Genomic DNA, 18,317 nt, shown 5'->3' with positions numbered 1-18,317 from the left:
CCGAAACCGACATGGAATGGACCGCCACCGGAATTGTTCTAGGGTCTCGCAAACACGGTGAGAATGACGTCATTCTTGAGGTCATGACGGAGACATATGGTCGCCATCTGGGGCTTGTTCGTGGAGGGCGGTCACGGACCCGCCAACCTCAAATCCAACCGGGGAACGAATTACAAGTAACCTGGCGTGCCCGCTTGCCGGAACAGCTTGGGACCTATTCCATTGAACCGCTCCGACTAAGAGCTGCAGAACTGATGGCCTCACCGCTCGGTCTTCACGGAGTGCAGCATCTGGGCGCGCTTTTGCGGATGTTGCCGGAGCGCGATCCTCATGCCGCGCTTTATCGCGCTCTGACCCTTGTTCTGGATCAACTGCAGGATGGGGATATTGGGCCACCTCTTCTCATTCGCTTTGAGTTGGAGTTGTTAAACGAACTCGGGTTCGGGCTTGATCTGAGTTGCTGTGCAGCGACAGGATCGCAAGAGGATCTGGCTTATGTCTCTCCGAAATCCGGCCGAGCTGTCAGCCGAGACGCCGGGCAGCCCTATCACGACAAGCTGCTCCCCCTTCCCGACTTCCTGATTGACGGACAGAGGCAACCTGGATCGGAGCTTCTTTTCAAAGACCTGAGCAACGGCTTTAAACTGACGCGGTTTTTTTTGGCCCGCCACGAAAAATGGCAAACGGATCCTGCGATCGAAAGCCTCCGTCAGCAACTGCTTCAGACGATTGAAAAGGACCACAGACAGCGGAACAACTGGCAATTTGTCGAGTACGATTGAGAAAAACTTATCAGGAAGCTGTCAGCCACGCGGTTTTCTGGCGCTTGTCCGAGGACTTTAGGCAACTTGGAATATCCGAGGGTTTCATCGGCTTGCCAAGCAGATAGCCCTGCACCAATTCGCCGCCGATCTTGCGGATAATTTCCAGCTCGGCATTGGTTTCGACACCCTCAATCACACAATCGATATTCATGTCATGGCTGAGGGTCAAAAGGGATTTTACAATCCCGTGTCTGGTTTGGTCGGTGTTGATGTCACGGACAAAACTGCGATCAACCTTGATCTTGTCAAGCGGCAATTCATGAATGAACTTCAAACTGGAGTAGCCCGTCCCAAAATCGTCAAGCGAGATGCGGGCGCCTTTTTCCTTCAATTGCTGGACCGCCAGAAGCGCCTGATCAAAATCCCACATCACCGCGGTTTCGGTGATTTCGAATTCCAACCGATTTGGGTCGAACCCCGACTGAAAGACGATCTGTAGAAGCTGGGACACCAAGTCTTTTGATGAGAGGTTGGTCGGCGAAAGGTTGAAGGAAAGAGACACATCATCCGGCCAATTTCGCGCATCTTTCAAAGCACGCTGCATCAAATACCCGGTCAATTGATTGATGTAGCCGGAATGCTCTGCCACCGGAATAAAGCTCGATGGCGGGATACGCCCCAACTCCGGATTATCCCAGCGTGCCAGACCTTCAAATCCGCGCACATTGTAAGAATGGATGTCGATGATCGGCTGATATTCCAGCGTCATTTCCTTGGCAAGATTGGCATTTAAGAGCGTCCGCTCCAAACGGATCGTCTGTTCCATCTCTTGCCGTTGAGGGTCGCCAAACAGAACAAATCCGTGTTCCGGTTTTCTTTTAGCGACTTTCAGCGCAAAGGCTGCGTTTTCATAAAGCTCAACATGGGTTTCTTCCGGGCCAGCCAACACGGCCACTCCGGCATAGCCGGACAGAGAGACACCTCCGCCGGGGACAAGAAATGGCGCTTTGAAGATCTCCATGATCTGGCGGCATTTCAGTTCAACTTCCCTGGCATTGGCATCATTATCGACGACATAACAAAACTCGTCGCCGCCCAATCGGGAGATGAACTCTCCTCCTGCCTTTTCCTTCAAGCGCTTCGCGACCTGCACCAAAAGGTTATCACCTGCCACATGGCCGAATAGGTCGTTCAAGGCCTTGAAACCACCCAGATCAAAGATGCACAAACCGTAGACCGTGCCTGCCTTGTTGGCCTTCACACAACTGGTCTGCAGGGTGGAGAAAAACAGTCTTCGGTTTGGCAGCCCAGTCAGAGGGTCATGGTTGGCGAGTTTCTCATTCTCGCCAGCAAGGCGCTGCGTCTCAGCCGCCTTCAACTCTAACTCGGACTGTTTGATTTTGAGTGCGCGCCCGGTTTGCACCAGCTGGATAAAATCGTCGTAGTAGTTCCGAAACACGAAGGACAGCGCGATGCAGAAGATCACCGAGCTTATGAACAGGGGCAAATGCGTAAAGTCCTGAAAGATCAGGAAATAGGACGCGCCGATTAGATTGATGAAAACCACCCCAACCAGCATAGCCGAACGCAGGTGAAGCACACAGAACATCACCGATACGGTGCCAACACAAACGGTGAAAATAACGTGCCCTTGCAGCGCCATATCCCCGTAAGGGAATAGGCTAAACCCCCAAAACCCGAAGAGTATTGGGACAACAATGGCCATGACATTCGAGCGGTCAAGCTGACGTTTGGCGTCAGCATAGGTGACGTCGGAGTTCCTGACCTGAGCCCATGTGTAGCCCCTTACAGCAGACACGATTGTGACGAGCAACGGATAGACAAACACCGCCCAAAGAGGCGCAACATTCCAATGGGAGATTGCAAGACTCCATCCGCCGATAAGGCCGATCCCATAAATGAGCGGCGCTTGTCGGGCCAAGGACTTGTATTGCGCAATCACGAGATCCGGATTTGATTTATCATCCGGCGGTTTTAATTCCTGCCGGATCATATCCACCTCGCCCCTGCGAATGCCTCTCTTGCCTTGCCAGCCACTTTTCACCATGCGTTCGAACGTCAGCATTGGCGTCTTGCTTGTTCGTCCATTCTGGCACTTCGTGCTCTACGTGTTTCAACCTACCACATTTACTTCATGTAGCGAAACTAATCAGCACCCTACCCACACTTACGTTGCGGTACAATGAAAATACAATTTTTGACGCCAGCCATCTGATTTCATGGTTTCAACAGTCTTGTGAAAACCGTTGACTGATTGCCGAATCCGCAGAATTCTAGCACTCTCAGATTGAGTAAAATCAGCGGAAGCGGTACATCTCAGATCATGGGAAATGAGACGATTCCGCCACAAGGCCCAGACGGCGTTCAGGGCATTGATCTGCGCACAGCGCTGGAAGAGCGCTATCTTGCTTATGCGCTGTCAACCATCATGCACAGGGCCCTGCCCGACGTCAGAGATGGATTGAAACCGGTTCACCGTCGGCTACTGTACGCTATGCGCCTATTGAAGTTGGATCCAGGTTCCGGCTTCAAGAAGTGTGCCCGCGTTGTGGGTGACGTGATCGGTAAGTACCATCCGCACGGAGATCAGGCTGTTTACGATGCGTTGGTGCGTTTGGCCCAGACCTTCGCTCAGCGCTATCCGCTGGTTGATGGACAGGGCAACTTCGGTAACGTGGACGGCGATAATGCTGCTGCTATGCGTTACACCGAAGCGCGTCTGACAGAAACAGCCAAGCGCCTTCTGGACGGTCTTGATGAAAACGCGATCGATTTTCGCGAGACCTATGACGGGGAAGACAAGGAACCAATTGTTTTACCCGGCGGGTTTCCGAACCTTCTGGCGAATGGATCGTCCGGAATTGCGGTTGGCATGGCGACCTCAATTCCTCCGCATAACGCACATGAATTGTGTGAAGCCTGTCAGCATCTGATCAAGAACCCGGATGCGGAAGTTGACGATCTGCTGCAATTCATCAAGGGGCCGGACTTTCCAACAGGTGGCCTTCTAGTGTCTGATGCGGCTAGCATTCGCGAAGCCTATGCCACAGGGCGCGGAAGCTTCCGTGTCCGTGCAAAATGGGAGGTTGAAGACCTTGGTCGCGGCCAATGGTGTGTCGTCATTACCGAAATTCCCTATCAGGTGCAAAAGTCTCGCCTTATCGAGAAAATCGCAGAACTTCTGACAGCCCGCAAACTGCCGCTTCTCGATGATGTCCGTGATGAATCGACCGAAGATATTCGCGTTGTTCTCGTTCCACGCTCTCGCAATGTCGACGCGACCTTGCTGATGGAATCCATGTTCAAGCTGACGGATCTGGAAAACCGGTTCTCTTTGAACATGAACGTTTTGTCTGGCGGCAAAGTGCCCATGGTTATGGGCGTCAAGCAAGTGCTGCGCGAATGGCTCGACCATCGCAAGGAAGTTCTGATCCGCCGATCAGAGTACCGGCTGGGGCAGATCAACCACCGCCTGGAGGTTCTGGAAGGCTATCTGATCGCCTATCTGAACCTTGATGAAGTCATCCGCATTATTCGCGAAGAAGACGATGCCAAGGCGGAGTTGATCCGGACCTTCTCGCTCACCGATGTTCAGGCCGAGGCCATCTTGAACATGCGGTTGCGGTCCTTGCGCAAGCTCGAAGAGCTGGAAATCCGCAAGGAACATGACAAGCTGACGAAGGAAAAGGACGAACTGACCAAATTGCTTGGTTCTGATGCCCGTCAGTGGACCCGCATTTCGAAAGAGATTGCCGAGATTTCCAAGGCCTACGGCCCGGAAACAGAGCTTGGCAAACGCCGCACTGAACAAGCAGAAGCACCGGACCATGATCTTGGCGACATTCAGCAAGCCATGATCGAAAAAGAGCCGATCACTGTGATCATCTCCGAAAAAGGCTGGATCAGGGCACTCAAGGGCCACCAAAGCGATCTTTCTACGCTTTCCTTCAAACAAGGCGACGCGCTGAAACTGTCCTTCCATGCGGAGACCACGGACAAAATTCTCGTGTTTTCTACGGGCGGCAAGTTCTTCACGCTGTCAGCTGCGAACCTGCCTGGCGGGCGGGGACATGGAGAGCCAATCCGCCTCATGGTTGAAATGGACGAAGCGCAGGATGTTGTCTGCGCCTTCGTTCACAAGGCAGGCCGCAAGCTGCTTATCTCCAGCAACGAAGCCCGTGGCTTTGTCGTGGGTGAAGATGACGTTGTGGCCAACACCCGCAAGGGCAAGCAGGTGTTGAACCTGACAGCCCCGGCGGAAGCAACTATCTGTGTTGAGGCCGACGGAGACCATGTCGCCGTGATTGGTCAAAACCGCAAACTGCTTGTGTTCCCGATGGCTCAGATTGCCCAAATGACCCGTGGCCGCGGCGTCCGCCTGCAGCGCTATCGTGATGGCGATATTGCTGATGTGCGTGTGTTCAAGGGCGAAGACGGTCTCACATGGGTCGATTCGTCCGGGCGCAGCTTTAATCGGTCTCTGGAAGACCTAACCGATTGGCGCGGTGACCGGGGACAGGCCGGGCGACTTCCGCCCACAGGCTTCCCGCGCTCCAACAAGTTCGGCACGCCAAACCTCTGAGTGACGCTATGATGAAGTAATAAGCCCGGGCCTGTTGGTCCGGGCTTTTTCTTGCGTGGTTGATTTCCATGTTGCTAGAACTCGCTCTGCCTATACGATGACTAACTTGGCAATTCTCACGAGGTCACTCAGCGGAGCAATGGAATGATCGGGGCTTTCACGTTCAATACAAGTCAGCGCATGGTGTTTGAACGTGGGGCTTCGAAAAACCTTGCCGAACATGCCACTCCCTTCCTCGGGGAACGGCCTTTGTTAGTCACCGACAAAGGCATTGTAGAAGCTGGCCTATTAGCGCCCGTCGTTGATCACCTTGTTACATCAGGCCGGACTGTTGCAGTTTTCGATACTGTCACCGCTGACCCACCAAAGAGCCAAGTTCTCTCAGCGTTCCAAATGGCACGTGATACGAAGGCGACGAGTGTTGTCGGGCTTGGGGGCGGATCATCCCTTGATGTTGCCAAACTGGCCGCACTTTTGGCCGGCAGCGGCGAAGATCTTGACCAGGCATGGGGTGTCAATCAAGCCAATGGCTCTCGCCTGCCGCTCATCTTGATCCCGACAACAGCCGGAACTGGCTCCGAAGTGACCCCTATTTCAATTGTCACTGTTGAGGATGACGAAAAGCGCGGCGTTGTCTCGCCTGTCCTTCTGCCAGACCTTGCTCTACTTGATGCTGATCTGACGCTCGGCTTGCCCGGTAATGTTACCGCAGCAACAGGCGTGGACGCGATGGTGCATGCAATTGAAGCCTATGCTTCCAAGAGCGCGAACAACAATCCCCTCTCAAAGGCGTTGGCGGTGGAAGCCTTAAAACTGCTTGGCGCCAATATTGAGACAGCCGTGGAAGTCCCGACCAATATCGAAGCCCGTGAAGCGATGTTGCTCGGCTCCATGTTGGCGGGCATGGCTTTTGCCAACTCGCCTGTTGCCGCGGTACATGCCCTCGCCTACCCGATTGGCGGGCGGTTTCACATTCCCCATGGCCTATCCAATGCCCTTGTTTTGCCTCATGTTCTTCGCTTCAATGCTTGCGAAGCAGCCGCTGACTATTCCGAAATTGCCCCCTTTGTTTTCCCGGAACTCAGCCTGTTACAGGAACCGGAGGAGCGTGCTGCCACATTTGCCGACGAGCTTGCACTTCTTTGCCGAAAGCTCGGGCTTCAAACCCGGCTTCAAGCGGTCGGAATAGGAGAACGTGACCTTCCCGTGATGGCTTGTGATGCGATGAAACAGACCCGGCTTCTGGTAAACAACCCGCGAGAGCTGACCGAAGCGGATGCCCTTGCGATCTATGAGGCAGCGCTGTGACCTCGTCCCAAACCGCTGATCGGCCTGTTCCTGCTTCCCGCGACACGTTCCGCGCCTTTTCCACACTCCCGACCCGCTGGATGGATGTGGACATCTATGGACACGTCAACAATGTTCAGTATCTCAGCTTCTTTGATACCGCTGTAAACGGATGGTACGTGAAGCAGGGCCTGCTCGATCCGCGAACCTCACGTTCCGTCTTTTTAGTGGTGGAAACCGGTTGCCACTATTTTCAGGAACTCGTCTTTCCCGAAACCATTACCGCAGGCTTGCGCATTTCAATACTGGGTTCTTCGTCAGTGGTTTATTCAATTGGTCTTTTCAAGGAAGACGGAGAAGCTACCGCCGCTCTTGGCCGTTTTGTGCATGTTCTAGTCGACAGGGAAACGCGCAAACCGACCCCTATTGAAGGCCGTCTTCGCAACAAATTGACGTCGCTTTTGTAAGCGGTTCCCGATTGTGCGCCGCCTACCAGAATGCGCGCTTATTCACACGTTTTCCACAAACGCTCAACAGATTATCTTGTGAGTGATGTGTGAATGGATCAGCCCAGATTTTTCATCAGTCGCGATTTCTCACGCTGCCAATCGCGCTTCTTTTCCGTCTCGCGCTTGTCATGAAGCTTTTTGCCGCGCGCAAGCGCCAGCTCAAGCTTAGCCCTGCCCTTGTCATTGAAATAGATCTTGAGCGGGACAATGGTTTTGCCGTCCTTTTGAACAGCTCCGGCAAGCTTGCCGATTTCCCGTTTGTGCAAAAGGAGTTTGCGAGGGCGACGCGGTTCGTGGTTGAACCTATTGCCTTGCGTATATTCCGGAATATAGACGTTGTAGATCCAGATTTCGCCCTGGTACTCGGCAGCGTAGGACTCACCAATATTGGCCTTACCTGTCCGCAGGGATTTGACCTCTGTTCCCTTCAGCTCAATTCCTGCTTCGAGAACGTCTTCAATTTCGAAATTAAAACGCGCCTTTCGGTTATCAGACACCACAGAGATGTTCGGCGCGTTCTTGTTCTTTTTCGGGGCCATCTAATATTCCCTTGCCCAAAGGCGCCGGTAGTCCGGCGCCCAAGCGCGTCAGTTGATCAAACCCGCGTGGATCATCGCATCACGGACTTCCTGCCGCGTTGCATCTGAAATCGGCACCAGCGGCAAGCGCAGTTCCTCGTCAATCTTGCCAAGCAGCGACAGGGCATATTTCGTGCCCGTCGGATTTGGTTCAATGAAGATTGCACGATGTAAAGGTGCCAGTTTGTCCTGAATTTCTAGAGCCTTGGCATAGTCACCGGCCGTACAGGCGTCCTGAAACTGCGAGCAAAGACGTGGTGCTATGTTCGCGGTAACGGAGATACACCCGACCCCGCCATGGGCGTTGAAGCCAAGGGCCGTAATGTCTTCACCGGATAGCTGAACGAAGTCCGGGCCGCACAGGTGGCGCTGACGGCTTGCTGTTGCCAGATTTGCCGTTGCATCCTTGACGCCAATGACATTCTTACAGTCGCGATAAATCTCGGCCATCGTCTCCGGCGTCATGTCGATCACCGACCGCCCTGGAATATTGTAGATGATGATCGGAACACCGATTGCATCATCAATCGCCTTGTAATGCGCCTTAAGACCTGCCTGATTTGGCTTGTTATAGTAAGGCGTTACAACCAGAACCGCATCCGCACCTGCCTTTTCGGCATGCTGGGCGAGATCAATGGCTTCGCGTGTATTGTTCGAACCGGCACCGGCGATGACAGGTACCCGGCCATTGGCTGTTTCAATGCACAGTTCGACAACACGCTTATGTTCATCGTGGCTGAGGGTTGGGCTTTCACCGGTCGTTCCAACCGGAACAAGACCGTGGCTGCCCTCTTTTATCTGCCAGTCCACAAAGTCCTGAAACCGTTTCTCATCAAGCGCCCCGTCCTTGAACGGCGTAATCAGCGCTGGAATCGATCCTCTAAACATCTTCGGTTTCCTTGGGTCTTTCATTTGGATTTTCAATTGGTATCAACCGGCGCAGACAATACTGTCCCGTCGAACCATCGGCAATGGGTAACAGACCAAACAGACAGCCTTTTTCTATGTCACCTGCATTTAAGGATTTTCAATCACCTCGATAAGGCTATCACTGGCGAAATGGACAGGATTTTCCTAGGCTATGCTGTCGAAAATTGTTTCGTCATTAGAATGTAGAGGGTCCTTTATGAGTGGGTTAGACATTGAAGCTGGCGAAGAATCTTCATCATCCAATCTGCTTGGGCCGCGTTTCTTTACCTGGCGCTCTGAAGATGGGCTGACCTTGGCAGGCGTTCATTGGCTGGTCTCCAATCATTCAAACCAGTTGCCCATGCTTTGTCTTCCCGGTTTATCCCGCAATACCAGAGACTTCGACGCCATTGCTCGGCATCTGCAACAAAGTGGTGTGGCTGTTTACGCTTTGGACTATCGCGGCCGAGGCCGGAGTGATTGGGACCCCAAGTGGGAAAACTATACGATTGCGGTCGAAGGCACAGACATTGACGCCGCCATTTCTCATTTGAAACTGGAGCGCTTTGCCCTTTTGGGAACATCCCGCGGCGGACTACACGCTATGGCGATGGCACATCGCTATGATAAAACGCGAATGCCCGCTGTCATTTTGAATGATATCGGCCCCGATATCCCTCTCGCCTCACTGCTTCGTATTCGCGACAGCATTGGGCAAAAGATGAGGTTTGAAAGCTGGGACCATCTCACGAACCACCTCAAAGCTGGTCTTGGCGCCCAATTTCTGGCTTTAGACCAAGCGGACTGGCTTCGTTTTTCCCATCAGTTGGCGAGTGAAAGAGACGGGCATGTTGTGCTTGATTACGACCCTGCGCTTCGCCATCAGCTGGATGGGTTGGAAGACCATGACATCTTCCCCGATCTTTGGCCTGTTTTTGATGGGCTAAAAGACCGCAAACTTCTAATCCTGCGCGGCCAGCATTCTGACCTTCTGTCGGAAGAAACGCTCACTCGAATGATCGAACGGCATACTGACACCGATAGTTTGACCATTCCGGCCGAGGGCCACGCGCCCTTGCTATGGGATAATTATTCGCAGCAAGCGATTACACGCCTATTGAAGTCATCAGCTGACTAGTCGTCACGAATACGTCAATATGCTGGATAGCTGAACCAATATGCAGTCACTCTAACAACAAAAAGAAAACCCGACGTTTCCGCCGGGTTTTCCCGTTCATCTCGATTAAGAGATTAACTTAGAAAGTGCGCTGCATACGGAAGCCAGCTTTCCACTCATCGAGATCACCAGTGGTGTTATCGATGTCTGTGTTCGCATAGCCCATGTCAACACCGAGTTGGAGACCGGAGACCGGCTCCCACTGTACGGAACCGTCGACAGCCCAACGGGAAACGTCGTTGCCGTTGTTAGCTACGTCAACGTCAGCATAAGAACCGTCAAGTGCGAGACCAATGTTGCCGATTTCGTGGTAGATACCAGCGGAAAGAGCGTAACCCTTGTTGGTTTTGGTTGTTCCACCAGTTGCGTCGTAGTCGGCAGTGCTGTTCGGAGCACCGATGTAGGACAGGGCACCATCTGCGTACTGAGCTTGGAAAGCAATGTTGGATGCAGAAGACAGCATCGGCAGGTTGATGATGACACCACCGCCAACAGCCCAACCTGTGTCACCCTTAGCGGTAACGTCTGCTGGGTTCACGTGGTGAACGGCACCAGAAAGCTGAGCAGAACCCCAACCTTGGTCCACGCGCAGGTTAGCAACGAGATCCGGGTAGCGAGTTCCGCCGTAGTCACCAGATTCACGCACGCGACCATCTTCGAGAGAGATCGTTGCAGAGAAGCCGTTGCCGAAAGCAGCGGTGTAAGCGAACAGGTTGGTTGTTGCGTCGGACCAGTTACGGCCAACAGAACCTACGAAAACCTGACCAGTGAAGAAGTCAAAGAAAGACGTTGCATGACCAGCAGTGACACCACCCCACTGGATGAATGCCTTGCCGAGAGAAACGTCGTTGTCGGACTCAACTTCGATTTCTGTGTAAGTCCGCAGAAGACCGAATTCAGTGGACGTACGGCTGTCGAGGTACAGGTAACCTTCGGCGTTCATGTCGATGCCGTCGTCAGCGTGTGCGCTGAAACCGTCGCGGTTAGCGTCGTCACGGTCAGCGAAGTTGCCGGAGTTAACCTGTGCACGAACACGACCACCAACGCGGAGGCAGGTGTCTGTCCCCGGGATGTAGAAGAAGCGAGCGCCGTATGCGTCACAAACTTTTACGTAGTCGACCGGCTCCGGAGCTACCGGAAGATCTGCAGCGGAAGCGCCGGTAGCAGCAGTGGCTGCAGCGGCTGCGAGCATCAAGCCCTTAAAGTTCATATCTGACCTCCAATCAGTCAATTCTATCAGATTTTGCTTTTTGGCTTTTGCCTGATGCAAAATCGTTTCCCCGCGAATTTCTCTGTCTTTGGCCCCGACCGGAGGATCTAATTCCGAGTGGGCAAAGCAGTGCGGCCCGTGAGCCGCTCGCAGAAGTGACCATACCCATCCGGATTTGCGGTTCAACATCGAAGTGACGTTGTGAGGCTGGATCGGCATCCTTTGGGATGCGGTGTGGTAGGAATGTCACAGAATTGGGTGCCCCTGGTAATAACTTGGTAAGACTTGAGGCGATTTCGCCGCATTTCATCCACAATTTGGAAAGCAATTGCAGGGACTTCGGCTCCGGCCTGCACGCCAGATTTCAGAATCGAACGCGCCTCATCGGCTACATTTACGGCCAAACCTCAAGGATTTTCCGCAGTTCCGTGTCTTCACTGAATGGAGATTCGGACAGAGGCCGTGTTGCCCAAGCTGTCGATGATGGCCAGTGAGGTAACTCCGACTTCAGAAGACTGGTATCTGATTTGCCGGGAAAAACGGGACTGATCGGAATCGATAACGCGTCCATCAGCCAAAAGCGAAAAGGGACGTTTCCCGCCCTCAATTTTGAGGATGATGGGGTTTTGCGGTTGTTCGTTCTGATTCCCCCCCAACTCCAGCGTTGCTCCGTTTGGGGGGAAAACGATTTCCAGATTGGACGCCGTTTCAGGGGTTGCATCGGCTGAGTGCGTTCGAGCGAACTGCAGCGGCATAGGCAAATCAGATGTAACAGCGTCGATCACGCTATCCGGCTTTAGCGGCAAAGGCGCACTCTCAGGTGAGACAAGTTGAAAAGCGGCCTGAAGTACCGGCGTAGCTGTTTGCGCACCTGTCTGTCCCGGCACAGGTGATCCATCCGGCCGCCCAACCCAAACACCAACAACGTATCGACCATCTACTCCAATGGACCATGCATCGCGGTATCCATAAGACGTTCCGGTCTTATATGCGATGGCATTAGTTTCAGCGGCATGCAATTGCTCGCTCCCGGACAAAATGTCGAGCACCTGCCAGGCCGCTCCTTCTTCCAGAAACGGTCGTTTTGCGGGCAGCGCCGCAGCGGCGGTATTCCTGTCATTATATATAGAGAGGTCGATCGGCTGCCCCAATTGGGCCAACCCGGCATAAAGCCTGACGAGATCCTCAAGGCGAACGCCGACGCCGCCGAGCCCTAGCGCCAGGCCAACTGCACCCTGACCGGGTAACGCCGGTTTCAACCCGCCACGTTTAAGCCTTGCGAGGAGGTGTGCAGGTCCAACTGCTTGGAGAAGTTGGACAGCAGGCGTGTTCAAAGACCGTTGAAGCGCCTGGCGCACTGTCACCGCGCCTTGGAAACCTTGTTCAAAATTGGTTGGCCGATAACCGGCAAAGTCAACTGGCTTGTCAACAATCAGGCTTTCCGGGTGGGCCAAACGCTCCTCAAAAGCGACTCCATATATATAGGGCTTCAGCGTGGACCCCGGAGAACGGACGGCTTGCGTCATGTCCACATGCCCTTGCCGCTGCCTATCATGGAGGTTGGGTGAACCGACGGCTGCAAGAATTTCGCCTTTCTGATGATCGGCGACCAGAATGGCAAGAGATGACTTCCTATCCAGCTTTTCTGCCTGTTGGCGCGCCAGTGATTCCAAGGCAGTTTGGAGCTCACGGTCCAAGGTCAGGCGATGTACCACCTGATCGGGTTGGTCAACTAACGCCTGTCTGGCGCGATGGGCTGCCAGTTGGGGCATTTTCCGCCAAAGTTTCGGCAAACGCTCCCGCTTGGCTGCCAAGACTGCTTCTTCTGTCAGTGTTCCCAATTGCAACGCCCTATCGAGTACCCGATCACGAGCAGCTTTCGCATTTTCGGGGAATCGATCCGGACGTCGGGCGGCAGGTGATTGCGGAACGGCGACGAGCAGAGCGGCTTCTGCCAAGGTCAAACGGGTTGGTTCCTTGCCAAACCAGACAAGCGAGGCAGCGCGCACTCCCTCCAGATTCCCTCCAAATGGCGCGCGCATGGAATAGAGGGTCAGGATCTCGTCTTTGCTGAATTCTGATTCGAGTGCCAATGCTCGCAAGATCTGGTGGTACTTGCCAGAAAGGCTGCGCGTTCCCTCCTCTGACATCAGTCTTGCGACCTGCATTGTCAGCGTGGACCCACCCGAGACGACCCGTCTGTTGCTTACCAGTTGAAAAGTTGACCGGAGAATGGCCCGCATGTCGACGCCATTATGCTGGCGAAAGCGGCGGTCTTCATAAGCCATGAGCAGATCAAAATATTTCGGATCAATATCTGCGACTTTGACCGGCAGCCGCCATTTTTCATCCTTGCTCAAAAAGGCCCGCAGCAAGTGGTCGTTTCGATCAAGAACAACGGGGGAAACCAAACTTTCCACTCGATCCAGAAAAGCAAAGGCTGACTTGTAATCGGAGCGCAGCTTGAGCCCCGCTGCGCCCCCTAACAGCAAGCAGATGACACCGCAGCCAACCAACAAGCGGCGCCTTCCCCGCTTTTTCCCCTCGGATCGGTTCTTCATGATCGCCATCACAAGTTAGCGGTCTGGCCCAACGATCTCGATTCGTTTGGTGTCCGTGTTCGCACGCCGATCGGGACGGTACATATCCTCTACCGTTGCAGGTGGATGACTGTAAGTACCTGGCACCACAGTGCGCGCCAGATAAGCGAAGGTCAGGGTTTTGCCGCTCGTCTGCGTTTGATCGATGGCCGCTTCCACACGGTCCGGATGAAAAGCAATATGCTGTGGTCGATCAATGGTGTCGAGGAAAGACATGCCGCCAACATCGCCGGAACGAACGAGACGGGGATTATCGATAGCAAACCCGGCGGGCACACGATCAACAACCATCAAACGTCCAGCTTGTTCACTCAAGGCCCGGACCGTGACGACAACGGCAATGCGTTTGTTCAGCGGAAGAAGGTTGCCCTCAATCTTGTTACCATCCAGATCATAAAGTGCGCGTTCAATGGCGTAATCCTTACCACCTGCAGGTTCCGGAACGTGCGGCTGGCCACTGACAGAAACAAGAAGATCCAAACCGTCTGTTGAGCCATTTTCAAACTGCACCGGGTTGGCCGACAAGTCCGATCCGTCAAACGACCACGCAATGCGCCCGTTCGCGGATTGACCGTTTACGGACAGCGCCGCCGTTGCAGCCCCGTTCTGAAGCTCCTTTGCCGCAAGCAGAAGCCAGGCCATGTCCTGCGTTGAATAAGAAGCCGTATTTTCCTGATGGGTCTCAAGAACGGAAACAGCACGGTTCACCAGCGGCGCATCATTGAGCGTTCCGGCGATATAGCTGACGACCCCGGCATCATCGCGAAGGGGCGAGCCATAGTCGGAGCGGTATCCGGTGTTACCATCCGTTTGCAAAGCTGAAACAGCGGCATCGAAACCGATCATTGCCCGCTCCTGTTCGCCGTAGAGCGCCAGACCAGCCGCAACTTGCGCCTTGGCCAGAGGGGTGGAAAAAGCGTTCAACTTGGCGTCGAGATAATAGCGCAGGTCGCCAATCGTCGCTCTGCCGTTTCGCGCCAGAACATAAAGCGCGTAGCCAATGTCTTCGCCGCCCTTGGTGAAATCGCTGGCATAAGCGAGACGGTTTTCCAGATTATCAAGGGCAGATTGGAGCGCCCTTTCCGGCACAGCAAACCCCTGCTCCTTTGCACGACTCAAGGCGTCGGTCACGTAAGCGTCGAGCCAGCCGTCTCCCGTTGAGTAACTGTTCCAGAGTCCGAAAGAACCGCTCGCCGATTGATTGGCCAAAATGCGCTGTATGCCGACTTCAATCTTGTCTTTAAGGTCTCCAGCGGAGCCCAATCCAGCGTTTTCGGCAACGGAGCTCAAGTAAAGCAGAGGTAAAACCTGACTGGTGGTCTGCTCGGTGCAGCCATAGGGATACCGGTCAAGGGCTGTCAGCAATCCACCAACATCAATCCGGCCAAACAAACCCGCTGTGACCGAGACATGTGTGGTTTGTGGGCGCAGACCATCAAGAACAGCTGCATCAAGGGTCAAGCTGCCATTGGCTGCGAGCTGAAGTTGGGACCGGCGCACGACATTCGGCTGCGTATCCTTGACGTCAATGGTGACCCGTTCGCTGAACTGCTCACCGTTTGGTCCATCCAATCTCGCAACAATCTCGGAACGGCCAAGTGTGCGTCCGGCAGCTATCGGAAGTCGAATATCAACTCGCTTGCCGGTTTCCAGTTCCAGCGTGCGGTTTGCAAGGTCTGGAGATGGAAAGGAGACCCCACCATCGGACAAGACCAACAAGGTGTAACGCCCCGCGGCTCCGTCCACATTGTCGATTGCGAACACCAGACGAGATGTGTCTTCAGGGCTGAGAAACTGCGGCGCCGTTGCTGTCACAACAACTGGCGTGCGGACTTCCACTTCCTGTTCCGCATGGCCAACGCCATCCTTGCTCCAGGCCACCCCCATAAGTTTCAATCGGCCATTAAAATCGGGGATTTGGAAGGAAACCAGCGCCTTTCCGTCTGCTCCAACTTCAACAACGCCAGAAAACAGGGCAACTGGCTCTTCATCCGGTGGAGGCGCGTCAAGGCGCATGGCACCGCCATCGCCGCCAGAGCGCACCCTGCCCCGTGTTCCAAGTGTTCTGTCGATCAACTGGCCATAAAGATCGCGCATGTCAGCGCCCAATCGGTGTTGACCGAAATACCATTTGTCTGGAGCTGGTGTTTCGAACCGGGTCAAGTTCAAGATGCCGACATCTACCGCAGCAACTGTCACATAAGCCTCTTCACCAGACGCAAGATTGGCAATTTCAATCGGCACCGCCAATTCGGTCTCTAGCAAAATGCGTTCCGGCAAATCCAGATTGATGTCAAGCACGCGGTCGCCCGGATCAACCTTCAACCAGCTGAGACCGATGGCACGAGACGGCATCCGGCTCGCTTCCAAATCCATTGGCCGTGCAAGATTGGCTGTTACATAGGCCCCTGCCCCCCAATCGGATGTGACCTCAATTGGAACTTCCACCGGGTCCGAGCCGACTGTCACAATTTGTGTGTTTTGAACCCCGCCAGCGATTACCTGAACTGTGACCTCACCCGGCATTTGCGGAACAATCCGCAACTTGGCAGTCTCACCCGGCGTGTAGGTTTCCTTGTCGAGCCCCACGTCCAGATAATCCGGCGTGTCAGATGTGGCACTTGCTGTGTACCAACCAGCGGAGAATTCAACACTGGTGACCGCGCCGAGCTGCTCCGAGACGATTTCTAGGCGATATTCACCCCACTCGACTGGGACGCTCAATTGTTCAGGTCTTGCAGCGTTTGCACCAAGCTCACCATTTGCCACGCGCCGGGTTGAGGTGATCGGCTCAAACTTCCACCGGCCATCGGTCATGTACCATTGGTATTGACGGTCAAGTTTGTAGAGCGACCAGTTCAGGCCTTGTTGGCCCTGAGTTTGTCCGTCTGTTCCGACCACGATGACCGAAAAGGCAGCTGGGCCGCCTTCGTCCACCCCATCTTCAAAATCGGGCTTGATTCCAATCCGGGCACCTCTTGAGACGACAGGCATATCCAGCAGACGCTCAACATAGCGCCCACCGGCTTCCACCAAACGAGAAGTCACTTCCGCTTTGTAAAGCCCAGTTGTTTCCGTAACATTCGGCAGGCTGAGGCCGAACTCCAGCTTTCCCTCTGCATCCGTCACCAAGCCCTCAGGAAGGGAGCTGCCAATCGGGAAAACCTGATCGTCGATCATGCCAAACTGATAGCCGGGGTAATCCGGCAAAGATCGGGTTGGCTTGACGCTGATTGTGCCTTGCAGTTTTTGGCCGCTGGCCGGCGCTCCATAAAGAAACTCCGCATCAACTGAAATCGGCGTTGGTGCGTCGGTTCGGAAGGCGGTCGCCTTGGTTTTTAATGAGTAATCAACGCGTTCCGGCTGATAATCCTCAACCAGAAAGTCCTTTCGTGCCAGAGCCGGTGCACTTGGGTCGGCTAGAATTTCAAACGACCACAAGCCCTGCTGAGCGGTCGGGCTTAGAGAGAGGTCATGCAGATAACCACCCAGCCCTCGGTCTTGAAGAACCGTCTTGAGGTGCTCTACGCCATCCGGGCGGGACACTCTCAAAGTTAAAGGCAGACCGGACTGCGCCGAAGCTTTTTGCGTTCTCAGCAAAGCTTGAACGTGAACAGTTTCGCCCGCTTTGTAGATACCCCGGTCCGTCCAGGCGAAAACATCCAGCGGACCTGGAGCCGGACGGCCTTCCACACCGCGATCTGACAGATCAAATGCCGGTTTGCGAAGATCCAGAAAAGCATAATCACCATCTTCGGTTTCTGCGACCAGCAACGCCGGCGCTCGCCCACCAAGTCCCCGCGTCAAACCGGCAGAAAACTGCGCTACACCCTGATTATCTGTTGTTGTCTCTGCCAAAATCTCATTGTTGACGGCAACAAGCCGAACCGGAGTGCTTTCAAAGGCTTTTGCTGAATTAAGGGAGCGGACGGTCGCCGTGATGCCGTCATCTGCAGACAAGGCACTCAGCCCAAGATCAGACACCAAAAACCACTGCGTTGCCAGCGGTCCCCAACGGTTTTTCGTGTCCGCGCGCGAGCGCGCTGTCATAACGTAAACGCCGGGTTTTATGTCCAGACCAATCTCAGACAGCGGGATCGCCGTGGTCACGTCCCGGTTCAGGTCACTGCCGGTCTCAACAGTTCCGGACCAAACGGCCTCCCCCAGCTTTTCTTCAATTTGGCTAGCCTGATAATCAGCCAGTTGTTTGAGGAAGTTTCCATCTCGTACAGCATCGGCAACGCCTCGGTCTCCGATCCGGTAGATGCTTGTTTCCACTTCTGTTGTGTTCACCGAAATAATCGGGATTGTCGGTTCGCCGCCCGAAGGCAGCACATAGGCACGCCCGATGAAGCGGACGGAAGGTTCGCGGTCTCGCACATAGATCGAAAGGCGCGCCTGTTTCTCCAGCTTCTCGCCGTCTGCCGATGGCAAACCGCTGCGGGCGGTCACGCTGTAACGCGCACCGTGTTGAACCCCATCAATGCAAATCTGACTGTCGGATGTTTCGACCGACAACGTTCCGGCCCCGGTTGCCTTGATGTAAGGCGACAGGTCCGCGCCGCGTGGCAGGTTTTCAGAAAATACAAGGCATATGCGCGGCGACACGGTGTCTGCATCGACCTGATGATTGACGATGCGAAACCCGTGTTCCGCCACGGCTTCGTCATATCGTTTTCG

General features: G+C 54.3%; 11 protein-coding genes. 5 read left to right on the top strand and 6 right to left on the bottom strand.

Annotated elements, in window-relative coordinates; genetic code table 11:
• The first annotated feature begins 11 nt into the window (after positions 1-11).
• Positions 12-782: a DNA repair protein RecO gene (gene recO, locus TRICHSKD4_RS23480; protein ID WP_009469488.1), complete on the top strand. Its 771-nt coding sequence runs from the start codon at positions 12-14 to the stop codon at positions 780-782.
• 10 nt (positions 783-792) lie between these two features.
• On the opposite strand, the gene TRICHSKD4_RS23475 is transcribed toward recO, so the two are convergent.
• The gene (locus TRICHSKD4_RS23475; RefSeq protein ID WP_009469487.1) at positions 793-2,850 is read right to left on the bottom strand and encodes a bifunctional diguanylate cyclase/phosphodiesterase; all 2,058 of its coding nucleotides are present in this window, start codon (positions 2,848-2,850) and stop codon (positions 793-795) included.
• Between the two features lie 258 nt (positions 2,851-3,108).
• Between TRICHSKD4_RS23475 and parC the strand changes: the two genes are divergently transcribed.
• The 3 genes from parC to TRICHSKD4_RS23460 all read left to right on the top strand — a co-directional run bounded on the left by parC (position 3,109) and on the right by TRICHSKD4_RS23460 (position 7,121).
• The gene (gene parC, locus TRICHSKD4_RS23470) at positions 3,109-5,367 is read left to right on the top strand and encodes a DNA topoisomerase IV subunit A (RefSeq protein WP_009469486.1); all 2,259 of its coding nucleotides are present in this window, start codon (positions 3,109-3,111) and stop codon (positions 5,365-5,367) included.
• Positions 5,368-5,511: 144 nt separating this feature from the next.
• Complete coding sequence (locus TRICHSKD4_RS23465; RefSeq protein WP_009469485.1) at positions 5,512-6,675, top strand: iron-containing alcohol dehydrogenase; 1,164 nt, start codon at positions 5,512-5,514, stop codon at positions 6,673-6,675.
• On the top strand, positions 6,672-7,121 hold the full coding sequence (locus TRICHSKD4_RS23460) for a thioesterase family protein (protein WP_009469484.1): 450 nt from the start codon (positions 6,672-6,674) through the stop codon (positions 7,119-7,121). The genes TRICHSKD4_RS23465 and TRICHSKD4_RS23460 overlap by 4 nt, the downstream gene beginning before the upstream one ends.
• Before the next feature lie 98 nt (positions 7,122-7,219).
• On the opposite strand, the gene smpB is transcribed toward TRICHSKD4_RS23460, so the two are convergent.
• Both smpB and dapA read right to left on the bottom strand, forming a co-directional pair.
• On the bottom strand, positions 7,220-7,702 hold the full coding sequence (gene smpB, locus TRICHSKD4_RS23455) for an SsrA-binding protein SmpB (protein WP_009469483.1): 483 nt from the start codon (positions 7,700-7,702) through the stop codon (positions 7,220-7,222).
• A gap of 48 nt (positions 7,703-7,750) precedes the next feature.
• Complete coding sequence (dapA, locus tag TRICHSKD4_RS23450; protein WP_009469482.1) at positions 7,751-8,629, bottom strand: 4-hydroxy-tetrahydrodipicolinate synthase; 879 nt, start codon at positions 8,627-8,629, stop codon at positions 7,751-7,753.
• Positions 8,630-8,867: 238 nt separating this feature from the next.
• On the opposite strand from dapA, the gene TRICHSKD4_RS23445 reads away from it, so the two are divergent.
• Positions 8,868-9,788, top strand: coding sequence for an alpha/beta fold hydrolase (locus tag TRICHSKD4_RS23445; protein WP_009469480.1), 921 nt, complete (start codon positions 8,868-8,870; stop codon positions 9,786-9,788).
• Between the two features lie 118 nt (positions 9,789-9,906).
• Here the strand turns inward: TRICHSKD4_RS23445 and TRICHSKD4_RS23440 are convergent, their stop codons facing one another.
• The 3 genes from TRICHSKD4_RS23440 to TRICHSKD4_RS23430 all read right to left on the bottom strand — a co-directional run bounded on the left by TRICHSKD4_RS23440 (position 9,907) and on the right by TRICHSKD4_RS23430 (position 18,296).
• Complete coding sequence (locus tag TRICHSKD4_RS23440) at positions 9,907-11,037, bottom strand: porin (RefSeq protein ID WP_040617514.1); 1,131 nt, start codon at positions 11,035-11,037, stop codon at positions 9,907-9,909.
• A gap of 434 nt (positions 11,038-11,471) precedes the next feature.
• Positions 11,472-13,598: a penicillin-binding protein 1C gene (pbpC, locus tag TRICHSKD4_RS23435; protein ID WP_040617513.1), complete on the bottom strand. Its 2,127-nt coding sequence runs from the start codon at positions 13,596-13,598 to the stop codon at positions 11,472-11,474.
• A 15-nt stretch (positions 13,599-13,613) separates the two neighbouring features.
• A complete protein-coding gene (locus TRICHSKD4_RS23430; protein ID WP_208993167.1) occupies positions 13,614-18,296 on the bottom strand; it encodes an alpha-2-macroglobulin in 4,683 nt (1,560 codons plus the stop codon).
• Positions 18,297-18,317: the final 21 nt, after the last annotated feature.

The organism is Roseibium sp. TrichSKD4 (assembly GCF_000148725.1).
GTDB lineage: Bacteria > Pseudomonadota > Alphaproteobacteria > Rhizobiales > Stappiaceae > Roseibium.
Note: the sequence above shows the minus strand (reverse complement) of the source record. Positions and strands in the feature narration are given on the sequence as shown.

Excerpts from the sequence above, each read along its gene's own strand:
- parC (WP_009469486.1), top strand. The coding sequence starts at position 3,109 with ATGGGAAATGAGACGATTCCGCCACAAGGCCCAGACGGCGTTCAGGGC.
- dapA (WP_009469482.1), bottom strand. The coding sequence starts at position 8,629 with ATGTTTAGAGGATCGATTCCAGCGCTGATTACGCCGTTCAAGGACGGG.
- TRICHSKD4_RS23440 (WP_040617514.1), bottom strand. The coding sequence starts at position 11,037 with ATGAACTTTAAGGGCTTGATGCTCGCAGCCGCTGCAGCCACTGCTGCT.
- TRICHSKD4_RS23465 (WP_009469485.1), top strand. The coding sequence starts at position 5,512 with ATGATCGGGGCTTTCACGTTCAATACAAGTCAGCGCATGGTGTTTGAA.
- smpB (WP_009469483.1), bottom strand. The coding sequence starts at position 7,702 with ATGGCCCCGAAAAAGAACAAGAACGCGCCGAACATCTCTGTGGTGTCT.
- TRICHSKD4_RS23445 (WP_009469480.1), top strand. The coding sequence starts at position 8,868 with ATGAGTGGGTTAGACATTGAAGCTGGCGAAGAATCTTCATCATCCAAT.
- pbpC (WP_040617513.1), bottom strand. The coding sequence starts at position 13,598 with ATGAAGAACCGATCCGAGGGGAAAAAGCGGGGAAGGCGCCGCTTGTTG.
- recO (WP_009469488.1), top strand. The coding sequence starts at position 12 with ATGGAATGGACCGCCACCGGAATTGTTCTAGGGTCTCGCAAACACGGT.
- TRICHSKD4_RS23475 (WP_009469487.1), bottom strand. The coding sequence starts at position 2,850 with ATGCTGACGTTCGAACGCATGGTGAAAAGTGGCTGGCAAGGCAAGAGA.